The organism is Enterobacter sp. SM3, from assembly GCF_009811935.2.
Lineage (GTDB): Bacteria > Pseudomonadota > Gammaproteobacteria > Enterobacterales > Enterobacteriaceae > Enterobacter > Enterobacter asburiae_D.
This window is the reverse complement of the sequence record NZ_CP099971.1, coordinates 950359-969675: the sequence shown is the minus strand read 5'-3', so window position 1 is coordinate 969675 and position 19317 is coordinate 950359. Positions and strand designations below refer to the sequence as shown.

Genomic DNA, 19317 nt, shown 5'->3' with positions numbered 1-19317 from the left:
TTAGTCGTGGCGAGGATCGAGCGCATCGCGCAGCCCGTCGCCGAGTAAATTAAAGCCCTGCACGGCGAGGAAAATCGCCACGCCGGGGAAAACGGACATCCACGGTGCCTGCTCCAGAAACCCTTTCGCGGTGTTGAGCATGGAGCCCCAGGACGGATTTGGCGGCTGCTGCCCCAACCCTAAAAATGACAGGCTGGCTTCAGCGATAATCGCCGAGGCAATCGCCAGCGTGGCCTGCACCAGGATCGGCGACATTACGTTTGGCAGGACGTATTTAATGATGATCCAGCGATCCGGCAAGCCAATCGCCCGGGCGCCGTCGATATACTCTTCGTTGCGAATGGCGATCACCTGCCCGCGCGTCAGGCGGGCGAAGATCGGCATCGCCGAAAGACCGATGGCGATCATCGCGTTGGTCAGGCTTGGGCCCAAAAATGCCCCCAGCGCGATCGCCATGATCAGAAACGGACAGGCCAGCAGCGCCTCGATAAACCGCGAGATCACCCCGTCCCACATCTTCTGGAAATAGCCCGCCACCAGCCCCAGCGGCACGCCGATGACCACCGCGATAACGACCGACATACAGCCCGCCATCAGCGAGGTGCGGGCCCCCCAGATAATGCGGGATAAAATGTCGCGCCCCAGCTCGTCGGTGCCGAACCAGTACATCGCCGACGGCGCTTTGCGCACCGCCAGGAAGTTGGCTTTCACCGGGTCGAACGGGGCGATCCACGGCGCCAGCAGCGCCACCAGCACAAAGAAGCCCACCACCGCCGCGCCAATCACCGCGCTTTTATTGGCGAGGAATTTCTTCAGCACCCGGTTCTGCGCGCGCGGCAGCGCGGGCGTAACGGTTTGCGTCGTCAGTTCCGCCATGGTTAACCTCGCATTTTCGGGTTGATAAGGACGTAGAGCACGTCGGCCAGCAGGTTGAGCATCAGGAAGCCAATCGCCACGATCAGCACCACGCCCTGCACCACCGCGTAGTCACGGTTAAATACCGAGTCGACGATCATCTTGCCGAAGCCCGGAATGGTGAAGACCTGCTCGGTCAGCACCGCGCCGCCCAGCAGCTCGCCGAACAGCAGCGTGGTGAGGGTGATGACCGGCACCAGCGCGTTGCGAAACGCGTGCTTCAGGATCACCGCTTTCGGCAGCAGCCCCTTAGCCCGCGCGGTACGGATGTAATCCGCCTTCAGGACCGCAATCATCGAGGCGCGGGTGTGGCGCATCAGCGTCGCCGCGAGGCCGGTTCCGAGCACGGACGCGGGCAGCAGCAGCGTGCGCAGGTTCTGGATCGGATCTTCACTGAACGGCACGTACCCGGAGGCGGGCAGCCACTGCAGATTCACCGAAAAGACCAGAATCAGCAGGATCCCCAGCCAGAAGTGCGGGATCGAGATCCCCGAGATCGCCACGAAGTTAGCCCCGTGATCGACCCAGGTGTTTTTGTTCACCGCCGCGAGGATCCCCATGCTGATGCCAAACACCAGCGCGATAATCATCGCCAGCAGCGACAGCTCCAGCGTGACCGGCAGCTTGCTGGCAATCAGCTGCGTTACCGGTTCGTGCGTGCGTAAGGAGACGCCCAGATCGCCCTGCAGCGCCCGCGTCAGCCAGTGGAAATACTGCACGGGGATCGGCGCATCGAGGTTCAGCTCCGCGCGCAGCTGGGCGATGACCGCCGGATCGCGCTCCTCGCCGGCCATGGCAATCAGCGGGTCGCCGGGCAGCAGCTTTTGCAGCCCGAACACCATCATGCTCACCAGCAATAGCGTCGGGACGGCCAGCAGCAGACGTTTGCAAATCAGTTCCAGCATGGGTTCTCCTCAGGACGTTTATTTCGCCAGCGTCAAACCCGCCAGACGCACGATGCCGTCCGGGTACGGCTTAAAGCCCTGCACGCTTTTGTTCAGACCGAAAATGCGCGGCTCGAAGTAGAGGTAGGCAATCGGCATGTCGGTTTGCAACTGCTTCACCACCTTGTCGTACAGCGGCTGGCGTGCGGCCTGATCGGTGCTCTGGCGCGCCTGGGTCAGCCATTCGTCAACCTGCGCGTTGCTGTAGCGGCCGTCGTTAAGCGTGCCTTTGCTGTTGATAAAGCCGTAGATGCTGCCGTCCGGATCCGGGCGTCCCGACCAGCCGGAGAAGCTCAGCTGATAGTCACCGCTCTGCTGGCGATCGAGCAGTGTGGCGAATTCGGTCATCTGCAGGTTCAGGTTAAATCCGGCCTCAGCGACCATCGCCTGCAATACCTGCCCCACCTGCTGCGAGGTTGGGTTGTTCGGCACCAGCAGGTTGACGGTCAGCGGCGCGGTGACGCCTGCCGCCTTCAGCAGCGCTTTGGCTTTGTCGACGTCACGCGGCGGAACCGGCAGGTTAACGTGATACGGGCTGACCGGTGAAAACGCCTGGTTGGCCGGGGTGTAGAGCCCTTCGAAGACCACCTGGTTTAACGCATCGCGGTCAATGGCCTGAGAAAATGCCTCGCGCACGCGGGCGTCCTTGAACGGATCGTTCGCCGGCACCTTGCCGTTGTTGATGTTGAAGGTGATGCCCTGATAGCCCAGACCGGTTACCTTCGCCAGCGCCAGCTTGCTGTCGGCTTCGACGGTTTTAACGTCGCTGGCGGCGATGCCTTCGGTCAGGTCAAGATCGCCCGCGCGCAGGTTCGCGAGGCGCACGGAGGCATCCGGAATCGGCAGATAGATAATTTTGTCGAAGTGGTAGGCGTCTTTGTTCCAGTAGTTGTCGAAGCGGGTCAGCACGATGCGGTCCTGGGACACGCGGCTGTCGAATTTATACGGGCCGGAGCAGACCGGGTGGGCGGCAAAGTCAGGCTTTTTCGCCGCCTCGGGGGCCATCATTGCGCCCGCGCGGTCGGTGAGCTGCATCAGCAGCGCGGCATCGGGCGTTTTCAGGTGCAGCGCAATCTGCATCGGGCCGGTGACCTCGACCGATTCAACGGAGGAGATCTCGCTCTTACGCAGGGAGCCTTTCAGGGTCAGGGCGCGGTCGAGGTTGTATTTTGCCGCGGCGGCATCGAATTTCTCACCGTCGTGGAAGGTCACGCCGTCGCGCAGATTGAGCGTCAGGGTTTTACCGTCCTCACTCCACGCCCAGTCTTTAGCCAGACCGGGAACAACCTTCAGGTTTTCATCCACGTCCACCAGCCTGTCGCACAGGGAGGCAAACACGAAGCGGCCATAGTAGGTGCGCGCCAGATGCGGGTCGAGCATGTCCGGGTCAGCGCCCAGGCCGATTCGCAGCACGCTTTCAGAATGGGCGGGCAGCGCCGCGCCAAGCAACATAACACTTCCCAGTACGGTCAAAAGAGAATTACGCATTGTCATTATCATGAGTTCCTTGAAGGAAGGGACGAGTGAGTGGCCGCGTGTTCAAACAGCGCGCGGCGGCGCAGAAAAGCGGCGGATGGCGGTGCAATCTGGATAACGCTGCGATCGCGGTTGATCTCCTGCCAGCGGTGGCAGGCAACCTGACGCCCGCCGTCGAGCACCTGATTGATTGGCTCGACCTGGCGGCATTCATCGGTAACGTACGGGCAGCGGGTGTGGAAACGGCAGCCGGACGGCGGGCTAGCCGGGTTGGGTAGATCCCCCTGCAGCAGCGGCGCGTCGCGCTCAACGCCCGGCTGCATCTGCGGTGCCGAAGCGATCAGCGCCTGGGTATAGGGGTGCAGCGGCGCGTCAAAAATCTCATCCACGGTGGCAAGCTCGACGATTTGGCCGAGGTACATGACCGCCACGCGGTCGCTCATATGGCGGATCACCGCCAGACCGTGGGCGACAATCACCATCGTCAGCCCAAGCTGGTGCTTCAGGCTTTCCAGCAGGTTGACCACCTGCGCCTGGACGGAGACATCCAGCGCAGATACCGGCTCATCACCCAGCAGCAGCTTCGGTCCCGAGGCCAGCGCGCGCGCAATGCCGATACGCTGGCGCTGCCCGCCGGAAAACTCGTGCGGATAGCGTCCGGCCCAGGCGGCAGGCAGGCCAACGGTTTTAAGCAGCTCGGCAACGCGGTACTGGCGATCCGCTTTTTTCATATTCTGATGCAGCCACAGCGGCTCCCCGACGATCTGCTCCACCGTCATGCGCGGGTTGAGCGAGGCGAAGGGATCCTGAAAAATAATCTGCAGCTCGCGCCGGAGCTGGTTCAGGCGGGCACCGGAGGCATCGGTGATCTCCTCCCCCTGGTAAAACACGCGCCCTTCGCTGGCAGCCAGCAGGCGCAGCAGCAAACGACCGAGCGTAGATTTCCCGGAGCCGGACTCGCCGACGATCGCCAGCGTTTCGCCCGGCATCACGGCAAGCGAAACACGATCGACCGCCGTGACAAACCGTGCCGGAGTAAAGAGTTTTTTCGGGCCGGGGAAAAGCTTGCTGAGGTCACGGGCTTCAAGAATGGGCGTGGTCATGCGATTTCTCCCAGGGCAATGTGCTGTTCGAGCGGCACGCGGAAGCAGGCGACCTGATGGCCCGCGCCGAGCGCGGCGAGCTGCGGTTTTTCATCATGGCAGCGCGACTGCGCAAACGGACAGCGGGTGGCAAAACGGCAGCCTTTCGGCATGGATTCCGGGAGCGGGACCGATCCGGGAATGGTGGAGAGCTGGCCCTTGCGCGCGCTAAGAGAAGGAATCGAGCCCATCAGGCCGATGGTGTACGGGTGCTGCGGGTCGGCGAATATCGCCTCCACGCTCCCCTGCTCCACCACCTGCCCGGCATACATCACGGCGACCTGCTGGGCGACTTCCGCCACGACGCCTAAATCGTGGGTGATCATCAGCACCGCCGTGCCGGTTTCCTCTTTTAAGGCGTTGAGCAAGGCGAGGATTTGCGCCTGGATGGTGACGTCGAGCGCGGTGGTGGGTTCATCAGCAATCAGCAGTTTGGGATGGTTAATCAGCGCCATCGCAATCATCACGCGCTGGCGCATGCCGCCGGAAAGCTGGTGGGGATATGCTTTCAGGCGCATCTCTGCCGCGGGGATCTGTACCTTCTCGAGGATCTGCAGCGCGACCTTCATCGCCTCTGCGCGCGAGACGTTCTGGTGTCGCATCACCGCTTCGCTGAGCTGGTCCCCCAGCGTGAACGCCGGATTGAGCGAGGTCATCGGCTCCTGGAAAATCATCGCCAGCTCGCTGCCGCGCAGATCGGCATATTCGCGCGGTGTGAGCTTTCGCAGGTCGTGGCGGCGAAACTGCATCTCACCGCTGACAATCTGCGCGCTGGCAGGCAGTAACCCCATCAGCGCCAGTGAGGTGATACTTTTCCCGCAGCCGGACTCCCCCACCAGCGCCAGCGTTTCGCCCGCTCTGACGGTCAGAGAAATACCATCCAGCACGCTAACCGGCGAGCCAGCAAACGTAACGTTGAGGTTTTGCACTCGCAATACGGGCGTGGCGTCCTTAAAGGGTATTGTCGTCATGGCGTGAAGTCGTCCTCGAGGTGGATCGCCTGAATCAGGGCGGTTTGCAGGCTGAGCAGGTGTTCGCGCATGGCGGCCGCGGCTTCATTAGGCTGGCGATGGATAATCGCAGACATGATTTTATGGTGGTGGTCGTTATAGCTGTCGACACGTTCGGGGGTGCGTGCCAGCTCGCGCAGATGCTGCCAGCCCGGTTCACGCCGCACGGCATCAATGGCATCAAACAGGCCGAGCATCAGACGGTTGCCCGCCGCCTCGGCAATCGCCCGGTGAAAGGCGCTATCCCAGAGTTCATTGAGATCGCGGTCGTCCGGGCTGACCTTGTCGATGCGTTCCAGCATGCGCTGCATGAGCGCTAGGTTTTCCCTGGTGGCACGCAGTGCCGCAAGCCGGGCTAAGCCGGGTTCGAGCTGTAGACGAGCTTCCATCACTTCCAGAAGGTTGGTCTGCTGAACCAATCCCTGAAGGGCCAGCGGTTCAACAGGTGCCGCCGGGCCAATAAAGGTCCCTTTGCCCTGCTTACGCCAGATGCGCCCCTCTTCTTCCAGCACGTCCAGCGCACGACGCACTTCACGTCGTCCTACGCCGAGAGTGTCCGACAACTCACGTTCCGTGGGCAGCGGTATGCCTGGTGTTGACTCATGCTGGTTGATAAGCCCGCGCAGCTGCTCAAGCGCGGTACTGGAATTTGCCAGAAACCGTGACGGTTTTTCCATATTGGTTCGCTCGCTTTCATCATTGCTTTATTTTTATTAACGATAAGTTATTGATATGGAATGAAGCTTATCGTGCTAATGATTAAGCAATAACCAAACCAATACGAAATTGGTTCGGTTATTTTTTGGAAAGCGGGAGATAACCAAATGATTCTGCGTGAATTATTTTTACAGAAAGAAACATTCTGACTGCGGTCTGAAGAGAGGAGTGGTGATGAAATGCACAATACCAGTGCAAATAACGCACTACAACCGTGCAATTGTTAATTAATTGCACCATATGTATTAACTTTTTGTTAACGATAGATGGGGGGATGAGATTACAGATCGCTGAAACGACGAAGGCCTGAATCATTTCTGATTCAGGCCTTCTGAATAGTGGCGGAACGGACGGGACTCGAACCCGCGACCCCCTGCGTGACAGGCAGGTATTCTAACCGACTGAACTACCGCTCCACTGTTCCCGTTTGGGGAACGAGGCGCATATTACGGTGCGCCTCCGATCTCGTCAACGCTTTTTCTCACGTTTTGAATCGTTTGCTGCAAAAATCGCCCAAACGATGATTTTACAGGCATTCCGGCGTTTTTTCAGGCGCGCCACATACAGCTGCCGCCCTTCTTCTGGACCAGATCAAGCCGGGATTCGTGGTTATTAAGCTCTTCATCACTGGCTAAAACAACCCGCAACCGGCTTGCCTGGCGGACAACACGCTGAATGCCCGCTTCGCCTTGCGTCTGCTGGGATTCATTTTCCATACTGAACTTCATTGACGTCTGCCCGCCGGTCATCGTCAGATAGACATCCGCCAGGATCTGGGCATCGAGCAACGCCCCATGGAGCGTTCGCTTGGTATTGTCTATCTCGTAGCGCGAGCAGAGCGCATCAAGGCTGTTACGCTTGCCGGGAAACATCTTTCTTGCCAGCGCCAGGCTGTCCGTCACCTTACAGAAGGTGTTCGTCTTCGGGATATCACGATTTAGCTTGCTGAACTCATAATCCATAAAGCCGATATCGAACGATGCGTTATGGATGACAAGCTCGGCGCCCTTGATATATTCCAGGAACTCGTCAGCGACATCAGCAAAAGTCGGCTTATCCAGCAAGAACTCATCGGCAATCCCGTGAACGCCGAACGCTTCCGGATCCACCAGCCGATCGGGTTTGAGGTAGACGTGGAAGTTGTTCCCCGTAAGACGACGGTTCACCACTTCAACGGCGCCGATCTCGATGATCTTATGCCCTTCGTAGTGCGCGCCGATCTGGTTCATACCGGTGGTTTCGGTATCGAGGACAATCTGGCGAGTAATTGCAGTGCTCATAGCGGTCATTTATGTCAGACTTATCGTTTAACTGAACGTTTCGAATACAGGAAGTCTACCAGAGATGCGTAAACAGGTAGAAATTTTCACCGATGGATCTTGTCTCGGTAACCCAGGACCCGGCGGCTACGGCGCGATTATGCGCTATCGCCAGCACGAAAAAACTTTTAGCGAAGGCTATTTTCTGACCACCAACAACCGGATGGAGTTGATGGCGGCCATCGTGGCGCTGGAGGCGTTAAAAGAACATTGTGACGTGGTGCTAAGCACCGACAGCCAGTACGTGCGTCAGGGGATCACCCAGTGGATCCATAACTGGAAAAAACGCGGCTGGAAAACCGCCGATAAGAAGCCGGTCAAGAACGTCGATCTCTGGAAACGTCTTGATGCTGCGCTGGGCCAGCATCAGATTAAGTGGGAGTGGGTTAAAGGCCACGCAGGCCACCCGGAAAACGAACGCTGCGACGAACTGGCGCGTGCTGCGGCATCCAATCCCGCCCATGAAGATGCGGGATATCAGCCCGACGTTTAATCTGTTTTTTTGTACTGCCGCGTGGCGCCGACGGTCTGGCGGATGGGCGTTTTCGACTTGCTCTGCTTCATGGGGTTAAGCGTAAGGGGAATGGTTCGCTTACGCGCGACGATAAACTGCAAACAGCCCAACGCCGGGAGATGGGTGCTCAACACGACGCCCCCCTGCCGCGCCCAGGGCAGCACCTGAAAACCTCCGTAGCAGAGCACCTCAAAGTTCAGCAGCGAAAGCCAGTCGAGCTGGCGCATCATGGTGAACATCCGGCTGTTGTAAGGTGGAGTCCGGCGTAGCACCGGTACTAGCTTACGCAGGCCCATCAGGCTTAGCGGATTGAATCCGCTAAGTACCAGCCAGCCGTCATCAATCAGCACGCGATCGGCTTCGCGAAGCAGACGGTGCGGATCGCTGCACCAGGGCAGCGTGTGGGCGAGCAAACACGCATCGACGGATTTTTCCGCAAACGGCAGATGCAACGGGTCTGCTTTTACCTGAACCGGCGATCCACCGAGAGAGACGTTGACCTGATGCGAGATAGCGCAGCTTTCGGTATTGATTTCCGCGCTGAGATTGCCAATCTTAAGCAGGTGAAAGCCATACATTTTCGCGAGCCAGGGCTTCAGCTGTTGTTCTAACGCTTCGCGATAGTATTCACCCCAGGGCAATTCCGCCCAACGTTCCGGTGCTGCGACAGTCTGAGGTATCCTTGCCGGTTTCATCAAAACACCCGCCACGCTATAAGAGGTAATGTATGAATCTTATCAGTATTCCAGCCTTTGAGGACAATTACATCTGGGTTTTGGTTGACGACGATCGTCGATGCGTCATTGTCGATCCCGGCGAATCGGCCCCTGTTCTGCGTGCCATAAAAGAGAACGGCTGGCAGCCAGAAGCCATTCTGTTGACGCATCACCATCACGATCATACTGGCGGCGTGCCTGAACTGCGCGCCCATTTTCCGCATCTGGTGGTTTACGGACCGGCAGAGGCACAAGATAAGGGCATCACGCAAGTAGTCGAAGAAGGCGAAACTATCCTCATACGCGAGTGGGAGTTTTCCGTATTTGCTACACCAGGTCACACTTTGGGACATCTGTGTTTCTACAGTAAGCCTTATCTTTTTTGCGGCGATACGCTGTTCTCCGGAGGCTGTGGAAGACTGTTTGAAGGCACGCCAGCTCAAATGCACCAGTCTTTACAGAAGATTAACGCACTACCCGACGAAACACTCATTTGTTGCGCTCATGAGTATACATTAGGAAATATGAAGTTTGCCGTGAGCCTATTACCCGAGGATCGGGCGATTCAGGATTATTATCACAAAGTGAAGGAGTTACGTGCAAAAAACCAAAAAACACTACCCGTAATTCTGAAAAACGAGCGCCAAATTAATTTATTTTTACGAACAGATGACATTGATTTAATTAACAAAATTAACCAAGAAACAAATTTGCAACAACCAGAACAGCGATTTGCATGGTTAAGGTCAAAGAAAGATAACTTCAGATAATTGCGGGTTGCCTTTTCAAAATTTCGCCGTTATCATCGCTCGTCTTTTAAGCAACTATTGACACACACATGAAGGCAAAAGCGATATTACTCGCCTCTGTCCTGCTTGTAGGTTGCCAGTCGCAAAACGGCAGCAACGTACAACAGCACGCACAGAGCCTTTCTGCAGCTGGTCAAGGGGAAGCAGGGAAGTTTGCAAGTTCGGCGCGCTGGATGGACGATGGAACATCTTTCGCGCAGGATCAAGACTTGTGGACCTCTATTGGCGACGAGCTAAAGATGGGAATTCCGGAAAATACCCGGATTCGCGAACAGAAACAGAAGTATTTAAGTAATAAGAGCTATCTCCACGATGTAACGTTACGGGCAGAGCCGTATATGTACTGGATAGCCGGGCAAGTTAAGAAACGTAACATGCCTATGGAGCTGGTACTCCTACCCATAGTGGAGAGCGCTTTTGACCCACACGCGACGTCTGGCGCCAATGCCGCAGGCATTTGGCAGATCATACCGAGCACCGGGCGAAACTATGGTCTGAAACAGACCCGCAACTATGATGCGCGTCGCGATGTTGTCGCTTCAACGACAGCCGCTCTCGACATGATGCAACGTCTGAACAAGATGTTTGACGGCGACTGGCTGTTAACGGTCGCAGCGTATAATAGTGGCGAAGGTCGTGTACTGAAGGCAATGAAAGCGAATAAAGCACGGGGTAAATCCACCGATTTTTGGTCGCTCTCACTGCCACAGGAAACAAAGATTTACGTACCGAAAATGCTGGCATTGAGCGATATTCTCAAGAACAGCAAGCGTTACGGTGTACAACTGCCAACACCAGACGAAAGTCGTGCACTGGCGCGTGTTCGCCTCAGCAATCCGGTTGATATTCAACAGGTTGCTGATATGACGGGTATGTCGGTAAGTAAATTGAAAACCTTTAATGCTGGCGTTAAAGGCTCAACCCTGGGGGCAAGTGGCCCGCAGTATGTAATGGTTCCGCAGAAACATGCTGAACAGTTACGTGAGTCTTTAGCTTCTGGTGAAATCGCCGCCGTTCAGTCAACGCTGATCGCGGATGCATCATCAGTTAACAGCCGCAGTTATAAGGTTCGTTCAGGTGATACGCTTTCGGGCATTGCATCACGTCTTGGCGTGAATGCGAAAGATCTGCAGCAGTGGAATAATCTGCGCAGCTCCGGCTTGAAAGTGGGTCAGACTCTGACGGTAGGTGCAGGTAGCAGCGCACAGCGTCTCGCCAGCAACAACGATAGCATTACCTATCGCGTGCGCAAGGGCGATTCACTGTCCAGTATCGCAAAACGACACGGCGTAAACATCAAGGATGTGATGCGCTGGAACAATGATACTGACAATCTGAAACCTGGCGACCAGTTGACGCTGTTTGTGAAAAACAGCGCTACGCCAGACTCCTGATAGCACGATCGAAAGATAAAAAGGCACCGATTCCCCTCGGTGCCTTTTTTGTTTATCCCGCTTTTTGCGCTTCAGCCATGATGGTATCGCTGGTAAACGAGCCGTCGTCCTGCAGTTCAAAGTACGCCTTCACCTCCGCGGACGCACTCTCCTGATACAGCCTGATCGCCTGGCTTAATGCTTCCGGGGTGCGCATACGCGCGATCCACGAGCTAAACTCCAGCGGTAAGCGGTCGGTAATCAACGCGCGCGCGATCAGCCCCGCGTCAGTGATAAATGAAAACCACTCTCCGCTGGAGTAGTTTTGCACATGCGAGGTGTCGCGCAGCGCTTCCACCGTCTGCAGCCAGATATTGCGCACCGGATGCCCGGGCGACATCACATCCATCATGATGAAGATGCCACCCGGCTTCAGGACGCGTTTGACCTCACGTAATGCCTGGCCGACATCATGCCAGTGGTGCGCAGAATAACGGCTGATCACTACCTCAAACGACGCGTCATCAAAAGGTAAGGATTCGGCATAGCCCTGGCGCGTATTAATGTTGTCCAGCCCTTTCGCTTTCGCCGCTTCAGCAACCACCTCCAGCATCTGGCTGGATAAATCATATGCGGTGACCTGCGCCACCTGCTGCGCAGCCGTAAAGCTGGCATGCCCGGCTCCACAACCTAAATCCAGCACGTGCGCCTGCGGGAATGCCGACAGGCGTTCACCGAGACGCACCAGGTCGCGCCCAGAAGCGTGTACGGCGCTGCTCAGATAGGCATTTGCCTGAGAACCAAACTGTTTTTCTACGTTGTCATGATGGGAATGTGCTGTTGTCATCGTACTGTCCTTTGTTGGTTAAAAATAAAAGGGCAGCACCCGCGCAGGTCTGCCCCACGGCAGACCTGACACACCATTATTTATCAGGTTTGCCGGGACTGAATTCGACTAGTAGAGGATTGTGATCGGAGGCGCGCGTCACCAGAACAGAGGCGTCATGCACGCTCAAACCACGATAGAAGACAAAATCGAGAGGACGACCAAAGGCTTTTTTGCGCTGGTCATCGCTAAAACGAACTTCACGCAGCGACATTTCACGCGCAAAGCGATACAGCGCATTCATGCGCGGACGGCTCCAGGCGTTGAAATCGCCTGCCATAATGATGGGGCCGCTGTGATGGGCAATCTGATCGCCAATCGGAAGTAACTGCTTACTGTAGACATCCACGCCCAGGCTGAAATTGACCGCATGGATGTTCACGACCATCAGCATTCGGGTATCCGGCAGCGGATAGACCGTCACCAGCGCCGATTTCGCCAGACGCAGGATAGGCTCACGTTCACGCAGAGGACAGCAATAGACCGGATGTGCTGCTGAAAGTGTCATCACACCTGAGGGGTGTTGTGGCAGGACAAATGCAGGCACCTGGTCAGCGGCAAGATAGTTCGTGGTGGCAAACCGTACCAGCTCAGGGGTGGTTTGCGCCTCCTGGAGCAGAACCAGGTGGGCATCTTTTCCAAAATTCTTGAGTACCGATAACCACTCGGCACGCTGCTGCTTAAAGATATTCCACACCAGTACACGGATTTTCTCGTCGCTGCTTAACGGTGTGCCGGCGGGTAATGCCTGGCTTATGCTCGCAAATGACCCCGGAGGCAAGATCCTCTCCGCGGGCATTCCGGCAACATAACGCATGGCATAGGTATTTTTTCGCACTTTTGGAAACAGCCTCTGTAACATGAACCAGCCCGGAAAACGGACTGGTTCTAATGTTATAGGGACTTTAGGTCATACTTTCAACGCAATTTCTGAGAAACCGCTTTCCAGTTTTGTAAGCAAGCACTTACTGATGTTAACCCAGCGCGACGCGAGCAGGTTTATCAAGGCGCCCACTCAGGCCAATCAGCAGGAAGGCCACCAGGACAATCACCGCGCCAATCCACGGAGTCTGGGTTAACCCAACATGCGCTACGGTTTGCCCGCCAATGATGGAGCCCAGCGCAATGCCAATATTAAATGCGGCAATGTTCAGACCCGATGCCACATCCACCGCATTTGGCGTATAGAGCTCGGCTTTCTGGACAACGTAAACCTGAAGCCCGGGCACATTACCAAAGGCAAAGATCCCCATGACCAGCACCGTGACCAGCGCGGCGTAGTGTAGCGAAGCCGTGAACTGGAAAATCATCAGCAGAACAACCAGGGCGGCGAAGATGAATTTCAGCGCCGGTACCGCACCATGCTTATCTGCAAGCTTGCCGCCCCAGATATTGCCAATGGCAACGGAAATACCGTATCCCAGCAAAATCCAGCTCACGGCATTGGGGGAAAAGCCCGCCAGGTCCTGCATCATCGGCGCCAGGAAGGTAAAGGCGGTGAATACGCCGCCATAGCCCAGTGCCGTAACCGCGTAGATGATCAGCAAACGCGGATGCGTGAGCACCTTCAGCTGATCGCGCAGGCTGGCGCTCGCCCGGCCCGGAATATTCGACGGTACCAGCAGCAGGCTAGTCACCAGGGCGATGACACCCAGCAAGGAGACGGCAAGGAACGTTTCGCGCCAGCCGAAGTGTTGACCAATGAACGTTCCCAGCGGTACGCCCGTAACGAGTGCAACGGTCAGCCCACCAAACATGATCGCAATGGCTGAAGCCGCTTTCTCTTTAGGTACCAGACTGGTTGCAATAGTGGAACCAATCGAGAAGAACACACCGTGCGCAAGGCCGGTCAACAGACGAGCGATAACCAGCGTGGTGTAGTCCGGTGCCTGCCAGGCCAGAATGTTGCCGGCGGTGAACAGCACCATCAGCGCAACTAACAGCTGCTTACGCGGAAAACGCCCGGTCAGGGCCGTCAACACAGGCGCACCGACGGCGACGCCGAGGGCGTAGATGGACACCAACAACCCGGCAGAGGGTAACGAGATCGCAAGCTGGTTAGCAATAGTGGGAACCAGCCCCACGATAACAAATTCGGTCGTGCCAATTGCAAAGGCACTGATCGTCAGGGCAAGTAGCGCCAGTGGCATAAAATACTCCGTATCATCAGGATTAAGATGACAGGCAGTATGCGCCAGTGCTTAAATAACAAAAATGGTCAAAATCTCAATAGAATTTTGCAGGTGGTGCAACAGTGAAAGCAACATCAGAAGAGCTGACAATCTTTGTCGCCGTCGTTGAAAGCGGCAGCTTTAGCCGCGCGGCCGAACAGCTGGGCCAGGCTAATTCGGCCATCAGCCGTTCGGTAAAAAAACTGGAGATGAAGCTTGGGGTGAGTTTGCTCAACCGAACGACGCGGCAGCTGAGCCTGACGGAAGAAGGAGAGCGTTACTTCCGCCGCGTGCAGTCGGTACTGCAGGAGATGGCTGCCGCGGAGACGGAGATTATGGAGACCCGCAGCACGCCGCGTGGATTGCTGCGCATTGATGCGGCCACGCCGGTGGTGCTTCACTTTCTGATGCCGCTGATCAAACCTTTCCGAGAGCGCTATCCGGAGATGACGCTCTCGCTGGTCTCCTCAGAGACATTTATCAACCTCATCGAGCGGAAAGTGGATGTGGCTATCCGGGCGGGAACCCTGACAGATTCAAGCTTGCGTGCCCGCCCTCTGTTTGCCAGCTACCGCAAAATTATCGCATCACCAGAGTATATTACCGAGCATGGTAAACCGGAGACGGTTGAAGAATTGAAGCAGCATCTGTGCCTGGGTTTTACGGAGCCGGTGTCGCTAAACACCTGGCCTGTCGCCTGTCATGATGGTCAACTTCATGAAATTACCTGCGGATTATCCTCCAACAGCGGCGAAACGCTGAAGCAACTGTGCCTTACCGGGAATGGCATCGCCTGTTTGTCGGATTACATGATTGATAAAGAAATTGCGCGCGGTGAGCTCGTGGAGTTAATGGCCGATAAGCGTCTGCCGGTCGAAATGCCTTTTAGCGCCGTGTATTACAGTGACAGAGCGGTGAGTACGCGCATTCGTGCCTTTATTGACTTCCTGAGTGAACATATAAAAACAGCTCCTGGAGGAGCTGTGTGAGGGTTCAGGTTACAGAGGGTGGGTCAAACTTAATCCCAGTTAGGAGCTAAACCTTCCGGGCTTACCAGGCGATCGTTGCACTCGAGTGCTGCGATCGCTTTTTTATCGTCAGCATCCAGATGAAGATCCGTTGCCAACAGGTTGCTGGCCAGGTTTTCACGCTTAGTTGATGATGGGATCACGGCATAACCTTCACCCATTGCCCATGCCAGAATCACCTGCGCAGCAGTGGCGTTATGTTTCTCTGCGATACGCGTAATCACTTCATCTTTCAGTGCCTTACCGTAGGCCAGCGTCATGTATGAGGTGATGTGGATCCCGTGCTGTTTTGCCCAGTCCACGACTTTGCGGTTTTGCAGGTAGGGAGACAGCTCAATCTGGTTGGTCGCAATATTTTCTGCGCCAACAGCGGCAATGGCTTTTTCCATCAGCGGGACGGTGAAGTTGGAGATCCCAATTTCGCGGGTTAAGCCCTGCTTTTTCGCTTCCAGCAGCGCCTGCATGAATTCTTCTACTGAGACGGCATCATTCGGTGATGGCCAGTGGATCAGCGTCAGATCTACGTAGTCAGTACGCAGTTTTTTCAGGCTCTCTTTCAGGCTAGGGATCAGCTTATCTTTGCTGAGATTCTCAATCCAGATTTTCGTGGTAATAAACAGTTCGTTACGCGGTACGCCACTCTCTTCGAGAGCTTGTCCAACGGCAGCTTCGTTTTCATAGATCTGTGCCGTATCAACTGCACGATAGCCCAGTTCGAGTGCGGTTTTAACTGATGCGATAACAACGTCGTCTTTCAGGCGGAAGGTGCCCAGACCAAATGCAGGGAGAGTCATAATATTCCTCAATCGTTATGTTCGTAAACTGAGGAAGATTATCGCTGGCCTTGTTATAGAGAAAAAGATCGCAAAACGCAGAGGATTTTTGCTAATTTCGCAATAATTAAACGGCAGATAAGAAAAAAGCCCTGAGCGTTAGCTCAGGGCTTTTAATAAGTGGCGGAACGGACGGGACTCGAACCCGCGACCCCCTGCGTGACAGGCAGGTATTCTAACCGACTGAACTACCGCTCCACCGAAGACTGCTTGTAACCACCGGATTTATGCACCGGCTTACTACTTAATTTGATGCCTGGCAGTTCCCTACTCTCACATGGGGAGACCCCACACTACCATCGGCGCTACGGCGTTTCACTTCTGAGTTCGGCATGGGGTCAGGTGGGACCACCGCGCTAAAGCCGCCAGGCAAATTCTGTTAATCTGTATCAAGCTGAGTTGAATGCGTCGTCTCTTCGCCGAAACAGCTTCGGCGTTGTAAGGTTAAGCCTCACGGTTCATTAGTATCGGTTAGCTCAACGCATCGCTGCGCTTACACACCCGACCTATCAACGTCGTAGTCTTCAACGTTCCTTCAGGACTCTCAAGGAGTCAGGGAGAACTCATCTCGGGGCAAGTTTCGTGCTTAGATGCTTTCAGCACTTATCTTTTCCGCATTTAGCTACCGGGCAATGCCATTGGCATGACAACCCGAACACCAGTGATGCGTCCACTCCGGTCCTCTCGTACTAGGAGCAGCCCCCCTCAATTCTCCAGCGCCCACGGCAGATAGGGACCGAACTGTCTCACGACGTTCTAAACCCAGCTCGCGTACCACTTTAAATGGCGAACAGCCATACCCTTGGGACCTACTTCAGCCCCAGGATGTGATGAGCCGACATCGAGGTGCCAAACACCGCCGTCGATATGAACTCTTGGGCGGTATCAGCCTGTTATCCCCGGAGTACCTTTTATCCGTTGAGCGATGGCCCTTCCATTCAGAACCACCGGATCACTATGACCTGCTTTCGCACCTGCTCGAGCCGTCACTCTCGCAGTCAAGCTAGCTTATGCCATTGCACTAACCTCCTGATGTCCGACCAGGATTAGCTAACCTTCGTGCTCCTCCGTTACTCTTTGGGAGGAGACCGCCCCAGTCAAACTACCCACCAGACACTGTCCGCAACCCGGATTACGGGTCTACGTTAGAACACCAGCCATTAAAGGGTGGTATTTCAAGGTTGGCTCCACGCAGACTGGCGTCCACGCTTCAAAGCCTCCCACCTATCCTACACATCAAGGACCAGTGTTCAGTGTCAAGCTATAGTAAAGGTTCACGGGGTCTTTCCGTCTTGCCGCGGGTACACTGCATCTTCACAGCGAGTTCAATTTCACTGAGTCTCGGGTGGAGACAGCCTGGCCATCATTACGCCATTCGTGCAGGTCGGAACTTACCCGACAAGGAATTTCGCTACCTTAGGACCGTTATAGTTACGGCCGCCGTTTACCGGGGCTTCGATCAAGAGCTTCGCGTTACCGCTAACCCCATCAATTAACCTTCCGGCACCGGGCAGGCGTCACACCGTATACGTCCACTTTCGTGTTTGCACAGTGCTGTGTTTTTAATAAACAGTTGCAGCCAGCTGGTATCTTCGACTGATTTCAGCTCCACCCGCAGGGGCTTCACCTACATATCAGCGTGCCTTCTCCCGAAGTTACGGCACCATTTTGCCTAGTTCCTTCACCCGAGTTCTCTCAAGCGCCTTGGTATTCTCTACCTGACCACCTGTGTCGGTTTGGGGTACGATTTGATGTTACCTGATGCTTAGAGGCTTTTCCTGGAAGCAGGGCATTTGTTACTTCAGCACCGTAGTGCCTCGTCATCACACCTCAGCGTTAATAAACGACCGGATTTACCTAATCGTTCCGCCTACATGCTTAAACCGGGACAACCGTCGCCCGGCTAACATAGCCTTCTCCGTCCCCCCTTCGCAGTAACACCAAGTACAGGAATATTAACCTGTTTCCCATCGACTACGCCTTTCGGCCTCGCCTTAGGGGTCGACTCACCCTGCCCCGATTAACGTTGGACAGGAACCCTTGGTCTTCCGGCGTGCGGGCTTTTCACCCGCATTATCGTTACTTATGTCAGCATTCGCACTTCTGATACCTCCAGCACCCCTCACAGGACACCTTCAACGGCTTACAGAACGCTCCCCTACCCAACAACGCATAAGCGTCGCTGCCGCAGCTTCGGTGCATGGTTTAGCCCCGTTACATCTTCCGCGCAGGCCGACTCGACCAGTGAGCTATTACGCTTTCTTTAAATGATGGCTGCTTCTAAGCCAACATCCTGGCTGTCTGTGCCTTCCCACATCGTTTCCCACTTAACCATGACTTTGGGACCTTAGCTGGCGGTCTGGGTTGTTTCCCTCTTCACGACGGACGTTAGCACCCGCCGTGTGTCTCCCGTGATAACATTCTTCGGTATTCGTAGTTTGCATCGGGTTGGTAAGCCGGGATGGCCCCCTAGCCGAAACAGTGCTCTACCCCCGAAGATGAGTTCACGAGGCGCTACCTAAATAGCTTTCGGGGAGAACCAGCTATCTCCCGGTTTGATTGGCCTTTCACCCCCAGCCACAAGTCATCCGCTAATTTTTCAACATTAGTCGGTTCGGTCCTCCAGTTAGTGTTACCCAACCTTCAACCTGCCCATGGCTAGATCACCGGGTTTCGGGTCTATACCCTGCAACTTAACGCCCAGTTAAGACTCGGTTTCCCTTCGGCTCCCCTATACGGTTAACCTTGCTACAGAATATAAGTCGCTGACCCATTATACAAAAGGTACGCAGTCACACCACGAAGGTGCTCCCACTGCTTGTACGTACACGGTTTCAGGTTCTTTTTCACTCCCCTCGCCGGGGTTCTTTTCGCCTTTCCCTCACGGTACTGGTTCACTATCGGTCAGTCAGGAGTATTTAGCCTTGGAGGATGGTCCCCCCATATTCAGACAGGATACCACGTGTCCCGCCCTACTCTTCGAGTTCACAGCAAGTGTGCTTTCGTGTACGGGGCTGTCACCCTGTATCGCCGGACTTTCCAGACCGTTCCACTAACACACAAGCTGATTCAGACTCTGGGCTGCTCCCCGTTCGCTCGCCGCTACTGGGGGAATCTCGGTTGATTTCTTTTCCTCGGGGTACTTAGATGTTTCAGTTCCCCCGGTTCGCCTCGTTAACCTATGTATTCAGTTAACGATAGTGTGTCGGAACACACTGGGTTTCCCCATTCGGACATCGCCGGGTCAAAGGTTCATATCACCTCGCCGGCGCTTTTCGCAGATTAGCACGTCCTTCATCGCCTCTGACTGCCAGGGCATCCACCGTGTACGCTTAGTCGCTTAACCTCACAACCCGAAGATGTTTCTTTCGATTCATCATCAAATTGCGAAAATTTGAGAGACTCGAACACACCATTAAAGATGTGTCGTTTCAATTTTCAGCTTGATCCAGATTTTTAAAGAG

General features: G+C 55.4%; 16 protein-coding genes, 2 tRNA genes and 2 rRNA genes. 4 read left to right on the top strand and 16 right to left on the bottom strand.

Translation table 11 applies throughout. The features are described from left to right. The 8 genes from GVO84_RS04435 to dnaQ all read right to left on the bottom strand — a co-directional run bounded on the left by GVO84_RS04435 (position 1) and on the right by dnaQ (position 7484). Positions 1 to 876, bottom strand: coding sequence for an ABC transporter permease (locus tag GVO84_RS04435; RefSeq protein WP_126329150.1), 876 nt, complete (start codon positions 874 to 876; stop codon positions 1 to 3). 2 nt (positions 877 to 878) lie between these two features. Continuing rightward, positions 879 to 1820 (bottom strand): ABC transporter permease, encoded by a 942-nt coding sequence (locus tag GVO84_RS04430; RefSeq protein ID WP_159515565.1) that lies wholly within the window; start codon positions 1818 to 1820, stop codon positions 879 to 881. An 18-nt stretch (positions 1821 to 1838) separates the two neighbouring features. Then, complete coding sequence (locus tag GVO84_RS04425; protein ID WP_201283089.1) at positions 1839 to 3353, bottom strand: ABC transporter substrate-binding protein; 1515 nt, start codon at positions 3351 to 3353, stop codon at positions 1839 to 1841. 2 nt (positions 3354 to 3355) lie between these two features. Then, the gene (locus GVO84_RS04420) at positions 3356 to 4438 is read right to left on the bottom strand and encodes an ABC transporter ATP-binding protein (protein ID WP_039263859.1); all 1083 of its coding nucleotides are present in this window, start codon (positions 4436 to 4438) and stop codon (positions 3356 to 3358) included. After that, positions 4435 to 5448, bottom strand: coding sequence for an ABC transporter ATP-binding protein (locus GVO84_RS04415; RefSeq protein ID WP_159515564.1), 1014 nt, complete (start codon positions 5446 to 5448; stop codon positions 4435 to 4437). Before GVO84_RS04415 ends, GVO84_RS04420 begins: the two co-directional genes overlap by 4 nt. Then, on the bottom strand, positions 5445 to 6164 hold the full coding sequence (locus GVO84_RS04410; protein WP_023334601.1) for a FadR/GntR family transcriptional regulator: 720 nt from the start codon (positions 6162 to 6164) through the stop codon (positions 5445 to 5447). The genes GVO84_RS04415 and GVO84_RS04410 overlap by 4 nt, the downstream gene beginning before the upstream one ends. Positions 6165 to 6543: 379 nt before the next feature. Then, positions 6544 to 6620, bottom strand: a tRNA-Asp gene (locus GVO84_RS04405). Between the two features lie 132 nt (positions 6621 to 6752). Continuing rightward, complete coding sequence (dnaQ, locus tag GVO84_RS04400; protein WP_201283088.1) at positions 6753 to 7484, bottom strand: DNA polymerase III subunit epsilon; 732 nt, start codon at positions 7482 to 7484, stop codon at positions 6753 to 6755. Positions 7485 to 7548: 64 nt separating this feature from the next. Between dnaQ and rnhA the strand changes: the two genes are divergently transcribed. Beyond that, a complete protein-coding gene (gene rnhA / locus GVO84_RS04395; protein ID WP_023334599.1) occupies positions 7549 to 8016 on the top strand; it encodes a ribonuclease HI in 468 nt (155 codons plus the stop codon). Here the strand turns inward: rnhA and GVO84_RS04390 are convergent. Further along, positions 8013 to 8732 (bottom strand): class I SAM-dependent methyltransferase, encoded by a 720-nt coding sequence (locus tag GVO84_RS04390; RefSeq protein WP_023310484.1) that lies wholly within the window; start codon positions 8730 to 8732, stop codon positions 8013 to 8015. The two genes, rnhA and GVO84_RS04390, sit on opposite strands and share 4 nt — an antisense overlap. Before the next feature lie 32 nt (positions 8733 to 8764). Between GVO84_RS04390 and gloB the strand changes: the two genes are divergently transcribed. Both gloB and mltD read left to right on the top strand, forming a co-directional pair. Next, entirely contained in the window at positions 8765 to 9523 is a 759-nt protein-coding gene (gene gloB, locus GVO84_RS04385; RefSeq protein WP_121425649.1) for a hydroxyacylglutathione hydrolase, read from the top strand. 68 nt (positions 9524 to 9591) lie between these two features. Continuing rightward, the gene (gene mltD / locus GVO84_RS04380) at positions 9592 to 10956 is read left to right on the top strand and encodes a murein transglycosylase D (RefSeq protein WP_159515562.1); all 1365 of its coding nucleotides are present in this window, start codon (positions 9592 to 9594) and stop codon (positions 10954 to 10956) included. A gap of 52 nt (positions 10957 to 11008) precedes the next feature. Here the strand turns inward: mltD and GVO84_RS04375 are convergent, their stop codons facing one another. From GVO84_RS04375 to GVO84_RS04365, 3 genes are all read right to left on the bottom strand, one after another. Continuing rightward, complete coding sequence (locus GVO84_RS04375) at positions 11009 to 11782, bottom strand: class I SAM-dependent methyltransferase (protein WP_159515561.1); 774 nt, start codon at positions 11780 to 11782, stop codon at positions 11009 to 11011. A gap of 76 nt (positions 11783 to 11858) precedes the next feature. Beyond that, the gene (locus GVO84_RS04370; protein ID WP_024909448.1) at positions 11859 to 12659 is read right to left on the bottom strand and encodes an endonuclease/exonuclease/phosphatase family protein; all 801 of its coding nucleotides are present in this window, start codon (positions 12657 to 12659) and stop codon (positions 11859 to 11861) included. 136 nt (positions 12660 to 12795) lie between these two features. Further along, positions 12796 to 13971, bottom strand: a complete 1176-nt coding sequence (locus GVO84_RS04365) for an MFS transporter (protein WP_159515560.1) — start codon at positions 13969 to 13971, stop codon at positions 12796 to 12798. Positions 13972 to 14075: 104 nt separating this feature from the next. On the opposite strand from GVO84_RS04365, the gene yafC reads away from it, so the two are divergent. Continuing rightward, on the top strand, positions 14076 to 14981 hold the full coding sequence (gene yafC / locus GVO84_RS04360) for a DNA-binding transcriptional regulator YafC (protein WP_159515559.1): 906 nt from the start codon (positions 14076 to 14078) through the stop codon (positions 14979 to 14981). Positions 14982 to 15010: 29 nt separating this feature from the next. On the opposite strand, the gene dkgB is transcribed toward yafC, so the two are convergent. The 4 genes from dkgB to GVO84_RS04340 all read right to left on the bottom strand — a co-directional run bounded on the left by dkgB (position 15011) and on the right by GVO84_RS04340 (position 19199). Beyond that, positions 15011 to 15814 (bottom strand): 2,5-didehydrogluconate reductase DkgB, encoded by an 804-nt coding sequence (gene dkgB / locus GVO84_RS04355; RefSeq protein WP_121425653.1) that lies wholly within the window; start codon positions 15812 to 15814, stop codon positions 15011 to 15013. 160 nt (positions 15815 to 15974) lie between these two features. Next, positions 15975 to 16051: transfer RNA gene (locus GVO84_RS04350), tRNA-Asp, on the bottom strand. Positions 16052 to 16107: 56 nt separating this feature from the next. Next, positions 16108 to 16223, bottom strand: a 5S ribosomal RNA gene (gene rrf / locus GVO84_RS04345). Positions 16224 to 16293: 70 nt separating this feature from the next. Beyond that, a 23S ribosomal RNA gene (locus GVO84_RS04340) occupies positions 16294 to 19199 on the bottom strand. Positions 19200 to 19317 lie beyond the last annotated feature (118 nt).